Below are 7,059 nucleotides of genomic sequence, written 5' to 3'. Positions count from 1 at the left end.
GCGATGCCGGGCGCTGGTACCGTGTGGGCATGGGCGGCACACTCGATACAACCCTCGTCGCCGAGGGAATCGCGCGCTACAGCAGCGGATCACTGGCCGCCTCAGTTGCCAACTACGAGGACGGTTCGAGCGCCGGCACAGACCTCTATTGGACCGGCACTAACGATTCCGGTGCGATCGATTCGGGTTTTACCTGCACGGACTGGAACAGCACATCCAACCAGGGCCGTCCCGGCCAGGCGGATCAATCGGGCACCAATTGGACGAATTTCGGGTCGGGTGCATGTTCGAATGCGTACAAACTGCTCTGCATCCAGACCGACTGAGAGTTTGGCCGACCTCTGTCCATAGCGAGGCAAGCTCATGCTCAAGGATTGGAGAGTGGACATTGCCTTTTCGGATCATGTCGCGATTTTTCGGGGACATGTAGGCGCCAACAAGGCACACAGTCATTGGGCCTCTCAGATCACGATTGCATTGGACGGGGTGGTGGAATTTGAAACGTCTTCGGGCGTGTCGCGCTCGGACGCTATTTACATTGCTTCAAAAACGCAGCATCGCCTGCTCTCCGGTTTCGTCTGCTCCATCTATTTCGATCCCTTGTCCGATTCCATTTACAAGACATTGAACAAGGAAGCCCCGGGCGGCCTCGTTGCACTTTCCCGCGAGGAGCTTCCCCACGAGCTGGCTTCCATCACAGCCGATACGGAGCTCGGGGCTCTGGTGAATTCACTCTCAGTGGGCCTCCCGGCCCCTGCTTCCTCTTCGGATGAACGCTTCAAACTCGTCATACAGGAGATTCAGGCCCGACTCAGTGAAGCCGGGGATGTCGATCGCGATTACCTGGCAGAGCTCATCAACCTGTCTCCAACCCGCTTCTCGCATTGGTTCGTCGAACGAACGGGGGTTCCCTTGAGAAGCTACAAAAAGTGGCTCAAGCTCAGGGTCGCGATGGATGCGCTGCTGGACGGGAAAGGCCCCATGGAGGCCGCCATGGCGGCCGGCTTCAGCGATCTGGCACACATGAGCCGGGAATTCTCCGAGTCCTTCGGTCTGACCTATCTCGATGCCCAGAGGGCCTGGGAGCATTTCACGCAAAAATAGCTCTTTCGTTCAATACGCCGGGGAGCCCGCTTGCTAGGCTGGCACCGATTGCCGGGGTCCGCCTGTCAACCGTCATGGTTTGCGATTGGCGGGCAAAATACGGCCTGGCGATCGGGACAGGGACATGAAAGTAAGAGAGGGATTTGTAGAGTCGGAAGGACATCGCCTGGCCTATCTGGCGATCAATGAGCATCTGGCCGGCAAGGAAGAGCCGAGCATCGTGTTCATCCATGGCGTGCTGGCGTCCGTAAATTTCTGGCTCGATTGTGTCCCGCCCGGCTTCAGGGAAAACAGATCCTGGTACTCCCTGAGCCTGCCCGCTCACCACCCTTCGGTTGTGCCGCCGGACTTCGCGCCTGATCAGGTCAATGATCAGTGGTTCTTTCGTGTGATGAACGGTGCGTTGAAGGCGCTGCTGGGCGAGAGAAAAGCGATTGTCATCGGACATTCCACGGGCGGTTTCTGCGCGCTGAGTCTGGCGATCCACCAGGCGCCGAATGTGGTCGGGATCGTCAGCATCGCGGGCTTCCACAGTGGGCGCTGGGGCGGCGTTGAAGGAATGCTGGTGAAACTGGCAGGGCTTGGCGCGTGGACCAGGAGCCTGTTCGCGCTGAACATCATGCTGGCCCAAAAAAGTGACTTCATCGGGCGCACGTTTGCCAGCCTCCTGGCCCATGACCGCAGGGCTTATCGCCTGAGCCCGCGCAGCCGGCGCATGATTGAAAACATTCAGCCCAATACTCGCGCGCAGGATCCCGACGCGCTGTTTCCCTTGTTCAATGGCATTGGCAAAGTGGACATTGCAGATCAGCTCCATGAGATCACCCTGCCATGCTATCTTTTTGCAGGAACCCATGATCCTATAGTGCCTCCGGAGCAGTCGCTGCTGCTGGCCGGCAACATTCAACATGCCCGGACCGCCGTTTTCCGCAATGTCGGGCACATGCTTTTCATGGAGGATGCAGAAGCGTGCGATGCTGCACTGGAGCGGGCGTTGGACGACATCGAAGACCAATATCGTCGCAATCCAAGTCAGAAAATCGAACAGGAAGAGAATGATGAGCTATCCCCAATTCAAAAGAGACCTGCAACATATTCATGAGTCTGAAGTTTTTGGTCTCGCGTCATTTGAGACAGCCGCCAGGTTCACCAGGGATACTGAGCGGAAGGAGAAGTGGTTGACTCTCGCAGCGCTGGAAGAACAGACCCTGCAGCGCTACCTGGATTACATGCGCGAAACGAATCAGGCCGTTGTCGAGCCTGCCGGTTGGCGCCTGATGGGTTACGGTGCGGGTGCTGGGTTGGCGATTTTGCCCTGGCGCCTGTCAATGAAGACCCTGGTCGATGCCACGGCGAAGTTTCAGGTGATATTTCAACGACTCATGCAGAATTCGGAAGAGACCCATCGAGACTTTTTCGCTTATGTCTTTGCCCATGAAAAAGCCATCGAAGCGTTTGCGAAGAAAGAGCTGTCAAAGGATCGGAACAGCCTGAAAGCCGTGAATAGCCTGCTGGCGGCTTGAACTATCGCCAGCCCTGGCGGCGATGATCCGGAAGAGGCATTGCAGAGGGGATCTCCTGCAGGCGAACGGGCTCGTTCCCTGCTTTGCCTTCAGAGCGGCTTCACGATTTCTTTGAGCTTCTTTGGCGAACCCGCCAGTTCCTCGAACTGCTCGGCCAGCACGTGGCAGGCCTGCGCGGTCTGGGTCCAGGCATCGATTCTCTCATCGTCCCTGCCCTCGAAGCGGTAGAAGTCCTTGCGGTCGGGGATGCGCCTTAGCGGAAGGCTTTGCTCGAACTCCGCGCTGGGGCTCAGCAGCACGACGTCGTCGAGAAACCCGGAGCGCGCTTTTCTCCACGGAAGCATCTTGTCGAACCAGCCCGGCACCACCTTGCGCGCAAAGTGCGGATAGAGCACGAGCTGCCCCTCGCCCACCTCGTAGGGAAGCGCCAGGTGGTAGTCCACGATCCCGCCGTCGTAGTAAACCCCCGGCGGCGCGTCGGGGATGGCCCCCACCCCGCTCATCACCATGGGGATCGAGCCCGATGCCAGCACGGCCAGGCGCAGGTTCCGATTCGTGAGCGGCACGCGCTCGCGCGCAAGGCCCGCTTCCTCTCCAAGCGGCGGCTCGCTCAGGGGCGCGTGAAAGAGCACGCTCTCGAAAAAAGCAGGCAGTGTCCGGCGCGAGAGTGCATTGGCCAGGGCCGCCGCGCCAGAGCCCGCGGTCAGGGCCTGCCGGTTCGTGCTGGCCAGCAGGTGGCGCGCGCGTACGGCAACCGCGCACAAATGGTAGCGGCTCTGCAGGATCTCCGCGGTGGTTTGCTCGTTGATGTAGGCGCCCAGGATTCCCATGGCGACCTTCGAGACCTCAAAGGGGCCGGGCCTGCGGGCGTAGCGCTGGTGGATGTAGGCGTCCTGCAGCGCGTGGCTGGCACCCACGCAATCGCGCGTGGCCAGCGCGGCAAAGCGCCAGGCCCCGGCCGACGCGCCGATCAGATGAACGGGCTGATCGGCGTCACCAAGCCAGGTGCCGAAGAGAAAGCGGTCGAGTTCGGCAAGGGCCAGCCACTTGGGACCGCCCGCCGCGCCGGCGATCACCCGCACGTCGGAAGCACTCAGCCCCCGCTCGCAGATCACCTCCCGCGCGCGCTTGCCGGCGCGTATTTCGAGTGTTTGTGTCATTGCTTCACTTCAAGCCAGGAAACATTGGAACCACAGATGAACACGGATAAACACAGATTTTCAGGGACGATGTCAACAGGATGTACAGGATACTCAGGATCAGAACAGGAAAATCCTGCTCATCCTGTGCATCCTGTTCAAAGCTCTTTGCCTTGATCCGTGTTCATCCGTGGCCATCTGTGGTTTCAACTCACTACGACAACTCCGCCTTGATGAGTTCATCGATCACCTTGGCGAGGTCATTGAGGTTCTGGCAGTGATGAATTTCATCGACGTACTCGAGGTACTTCGTCATTTCCGAATCGCCGTAGCCCCAGCTGCTGCGGGCTTCGGGGTTGAGCCAGATGACCCGCTTGGCCTTGGCCTGGATGTCACGGATCACCCATTCGTTGGCGACGTTGTAGTTGTTGCGACCGTCGCCGATGACGATGACGTAGGTCTTGTCCTCGCGCACGCTGGAAAAGTGGTCGCGCCGGAACATTTCGAGGGCGCGGCCGTAGTTGGAGTGTGCAAAGGTGTTCACGACGTCGCCCCAGAGCGTTTTCTCGATGGCCTGGGAGACCTCGAACTCGCCGAAGAAGGGCGTCGCCTCCCCCAGTTCCGAGACGAAGACGAAGGTGCGCACGCGGCTGAAGACCTCCTGCAGGCTGTAGACGAACTGCAGGAAGAAACGCGAGACATTGCGCACCGAGTCCGAGATGTCGCAGAGCACCACGATGTCGGGCTTGTCGATGATCTTGTCCTGAAACTTCAGGTGAAAGGGGATGCCGCCGTACTGCATCGACTCGCGCATGGTCTTCTTCACGTCGAAGCGGCCGCGCTTCTTCCGCTTGCGCTTGATCTGGATGATGCTTTTCAGGCGCTCCACGAGCCGCTGTACCGTGTCCTTCATCCGTTGCACGTCGTCGGCGCTGAGCTGGTAGAGCGGCCGGTTCATCATCTGCTCGTCGCGCGCGCGGGTCAGGTCGTCGTAGTGCTCGAGCTCGAGCTGGTTCTGCACGAATTCGCGAATGGCCTCGCGCAGTTTTTCGATGCGCCCCTCGAGTTGTTTGAAGGTCTCTTCGATCACTTCCTCGGGCATGCCCTTGCCGCGCAGCTTGTCCTGGAGTTTTTGCAGATCGATTTCGACGCCGTCGAGGTTGAGCGCCTGCCGGATGCGGTTGGCGAACTGGCCCACCTGCAGGACGTTCTGGATCTCGGAGAGCTCCGCCTTCTCGGCGGCGTCGTGGAGGAGCTGGTCGATCTTTCCGCGATCGCCACGCATGAGGGCCTCGGTCAGTTCCGAGAGCTCGCCCGTCATCTCCTCGATGGCGTTCTGCATCATGTGCTGGAACTCTTCCATCCCCTCGGCGCCGCCGTTGATCAGGCGGTTGGCCAGATCGTCGGCGGGATTGCCCAGGAGCTGGCCCGCGTCGGAAAAGTAGAGATCGAAGATTTCGTTGTAGGGGCGGATGTCGATGGCGCGCTTTACGAGCGCACCGCGCAGCGCGTCCTTGACGATCTCACGCTCACCCAGGGAAATCTCGCGCAGCATCTGCATGGCATCGATCACTTCCGAAGAAGAGACCCGGATGCCGTTCTTGCGCAGAATGCCCGCGAATTCGACGACCTTATCGTCCATGACAAAGCCTTTCGGAATTTGAAACCACGGATAAAGAATATTGACCGCGGATGAACGCAGATAAACACGGATAAGAAAAGGACGCAGGAGGGGTAGAAAACCCAACAGACCAATCTCGCCTCGAAGCTCCCATCCACTCTATCGGTTCCATTTCATCTGCCTTGATCTGCGTTTATCCGCGTTCATCTGCGGTTATTTTCTTCTTCTCTAGTTCAAAAACTCTTTCTTCTCGTCCTTCACCTCGGCGGGGTTGGCGGCTTCGGCGCGTTTGCGGTCGAGGAAGTGGCGCAGCTCGCGCTCGGCCTTGATGACGTCGCCCTCGTATTTGAGGATCGTGTTGAGCGTGCCCTGCACGATCTCGTCCCCCAGGCTCTGGGCGTTGAGCAGCGTGAGTGCGCGGGCCCAGTCGAGGGTCTCCGAAATGCTGGGGATCTTCTTGAGGTCCTTCTTGCGAATTTCCTGCACGAAGTCGACAAGGTCCTTGAGCAGCTCGTCCTGCACGCCGGGGACCTTCATGCGCACGATTTCCAGCTCGCGCTGGCCGTCGGGGAAGTCGATGTACAAATGGAGACAGCGGCGCTTGATGGCGTCCGACATTTCGCGCGTGTTGTTGGAGGTGAGCACCACGAAGGGCTTGTGCTTGGCCTCGAGCGTCCCGATCTCCGGCACGGAGACGGTGAAGTCGCTGAGCACTTCGAGCAAAAACGCTTCGAACTCGCTGTCGGCTTTGTCGATCTCGTCGATGAGGAGCACGGTGGGCTCGTCCGACTCGATGGCCTTGAGCAACGGGCGCGGCAGCAGGAAGCGTTCAGAAAAGAACACATCGTCCTGGTTGTAGATGCGGTCGGTCGCCTCTTCGAGGGTCTTGGCATCGGCAACCACTTCGGTGATCTTGTCCTTGAGGATCTGGGTATAGAGAAGCTGCTTGGAGTATTCCCACTCGTAGAGCGCCTTGGACTCATCGAGTCCCTCGTAGCACTGCAGGCGGATAAGCTCGCGCCCCAGGCAGGCCGCCACGCGGCGGGCCAGGTCGGTCTTTCCAACACCCGCGGGACCTTCCACCAGGATGGGCTTTTCGAGCTTCGCCGCCAGGTACACCAGCGTCCCGATGCGCTGATCGGCGATGTAGTCCTGCTCGGCCAGTTTCTTGATCACGTCGTTGATGTCATTGAACATCGCTTGCTCCTAGTAAAGAATTCAGAATTTGAAACCACAGATGGCCACAGATAAACACAGATTCAGAGCATCATGCGCTTGATACCCATCCGTGGCGTACCGAAGTTCAGCAAGAGACCTACTTTCATTCCCGTCGCTCTCAAGTAGTTCAGCAGTTGTGCTTGATGAGCGGCATCAATTGTCTTTGCCGATTTCAATTCAAGCAATACCTGGCCTTCCACTACAAAATCCGCGACATAATCCCCAACGCACTCGCCCTCATAGCGGACCCTCACCGATTCTTGCTGTCCGAATGAAAGTCCGGCTTTCTTCATTTCGACGGCAAGTGCGTTCTCATAAACCTTTTCCAGAAATCCCGTCCCCAGAGTGCTGCTGACTTTCATCGCGCAGCCGATCACGGTTTCGGTGATCTCATTCAGCTCCATCTGTGTTCATCCGTGGCCATCTGTGGTGAACTCTCCTACCCGCCGGTTTT

The 7,059-nt window shown here is 58.8% G+C and carries 8 protein-coding genes; 4 read left to right on the top strand and 4 right to left on the bottom strand.

Translation table 11 applies throughout. The features are described from left to right. The 4 genes from KDH09_07245 to KDH09_07230 all read left to right on the top strand — a co-directional run. A partial coding sequence (locus KDH09_07245; GenBank protein ID MCB0219471.1) for a hypothetical protein occupies nucleotides 1-326 on the top strand: 326 nt, incomplete at its 5' end. Between the two features lie 37 nt (nucleotides 327-363). Next, nucleotides 364-1,104, top strand: coding sequence for a helix-turn-helix domain-containing protein (locus KDH09_07240; protein MCB0219470.1), 741 nt, complete (start codon nucleotides 364-366; stop codon nucleotides 1,102-1,104). A gap of 124 nt (nucleotides 1,105-1,228) precedes the next feature. Further along, complete coding sequence (locus KDH09_07235) at nucleotides 1,229-2,206, top strand: alpha/beta hydrolase (protein ID MCB0219469.1); 978 nt, start codon at nucleotides 1,229-1,231, stop codon at nucleotides 2,204-2,206. After that, nucleotides 2,163-2,627 carry a hypothetical protein gene (locus tag KDH09_07230; GenBank protein MCB0219468.1) on the top strand — a complete coding sequence of 155 codons (465 nt, stop codon included), beginning with the start codon at nucleotides 2,163-2,165 and terminating at the stop codon, nucleotides 2,625-2,627. The genes KDH09_07235 and KDH09_07230 overlap by 44 nt, the downstream gene beginning before the upstream one ends. An 89-nt stretch (nucleotides 2,628-2,716) precedes the next feature. Here the strand turns inward: KDH09_07230 and KDH09_07225 are convergent, their stop codons facing one another. From KDH09_07225 to KDH09_07210, 4 genes are all read right to left on the bottom strand, one after another. Further along, on the bottom strand, nucleotides 2,717-3,787 hold the full coding sequence (locus tag KDH09_07225; GenBank protein ID MCB0219467.1) for a patatin-like phospholipase family protein: 1,071 nt from the start codon (nucleotides 3,785-3,787) through the stop codon (nucleotides 2,717-2,719). A gap of 193 nt (nucleotides 3,788-3,980) precedes the next feature. Beyond that, the gene (locus KDH09_07220; GenBank protein MCB0219466.1) at nucleotides 3,981-5,408 is read right to left on the bottom strand and encodes a VWA domain-containing protein; all 1,428 of its coding nucleotides are present in this window, start codon (nucleotides 5,406-5,408) and stop codon (nucleotides 3,981-3,983) included. A gap of 207 nt (nucleotides 5,409-5,615) precedes the next feature. Continuing rightward, nucleotides 5,616-6,584: a MoxR family ATPase gene (locus KDH09_07215; protein MCB0219465.1), complete on the bottom strand. Its 969-nt coding sequence runs from the start codon at nucleotides 6,582-6,584 to the stop codon at nucleotides 5,616-5,618. 62 nt (nucleotides 6,585-6,646) lie between these two features. Beyond that, complete coding sequence (locus tag KDH09_07210) at nucleotides 6,647-7,009, bottom strand: GxxExxY protein (protein ID MCB0219464.1); 363 nt, start codon at nucleotides 7,007-7,009, stop codon at nucleotides 6,647-6,649. Nucleotides 7,010-7,059 lie beyond the last annotated feature (50 nt).

It is taken from the genome of Chrysiogenia bacterium (assembly GCA_020434085.1).
GTDB lineage: Bacteria > JAGRBM01 > JAGRBM01 > JAGRBM01 > JAGRBM01 > JAGRBM01.
The sequence above is the reverse complement of the archived record's forward strand: the minus strand, read 5'-3'. Positions and strand labels throughout refer to the sequence as shown.

Bases quoted from the DNA above. Each gene is read 5' to 3' on its own strand.
- KDH09_07240 (MCB0219470.1), top strand. From the start codon at position 364: ATGCTCAAGGATTGGAGAGTGGACATTGCCTTTTCGGATCATGTCGCG.
- KDH09_07235 (MCB0219469.1), top strand. From the start codon at position 1,229: ATGAAAGTAAGAGAGGGATTTGTAGAGTCGGAAGGACATCGCCTGGCC.
- KDH09_07230 (MCB0219468.1), top strand. From the start codon at position 2,163: ATGAGCTATCCCCAATTCAAAAGAGACCTGCAACATATTCATGAGTCT.
- KDH09_07225 (MCB0219467.1), bottom strand. From the start codon at position 3,787: ATGACACAAACACTCGAAATACGCGCCGGCAAGCGCGCGCGGGAGGTG.
- KDH09_07220 (MCB0219466.1), bottom strand. From the start codon at position 5,408: ATGGACGATAAGGTCGTCGAATTCGCGGGCATTCTGCGCAAGAACGGC.
- KDH09_07215 (MCB0219465.1), bottom strand. From the start codon at position 6,584: ATGTTCAATGACATCAACGACGTGATCAAGAAACTGGCCGAGCAGGAC.
- KDH09_07210 (MCB0219464.1), bottom strand. From the start codon at position 7,009: ATGGAGCTGAATGAGATCACCGAAACCGTGATCGGCTGCGCGATGAAA.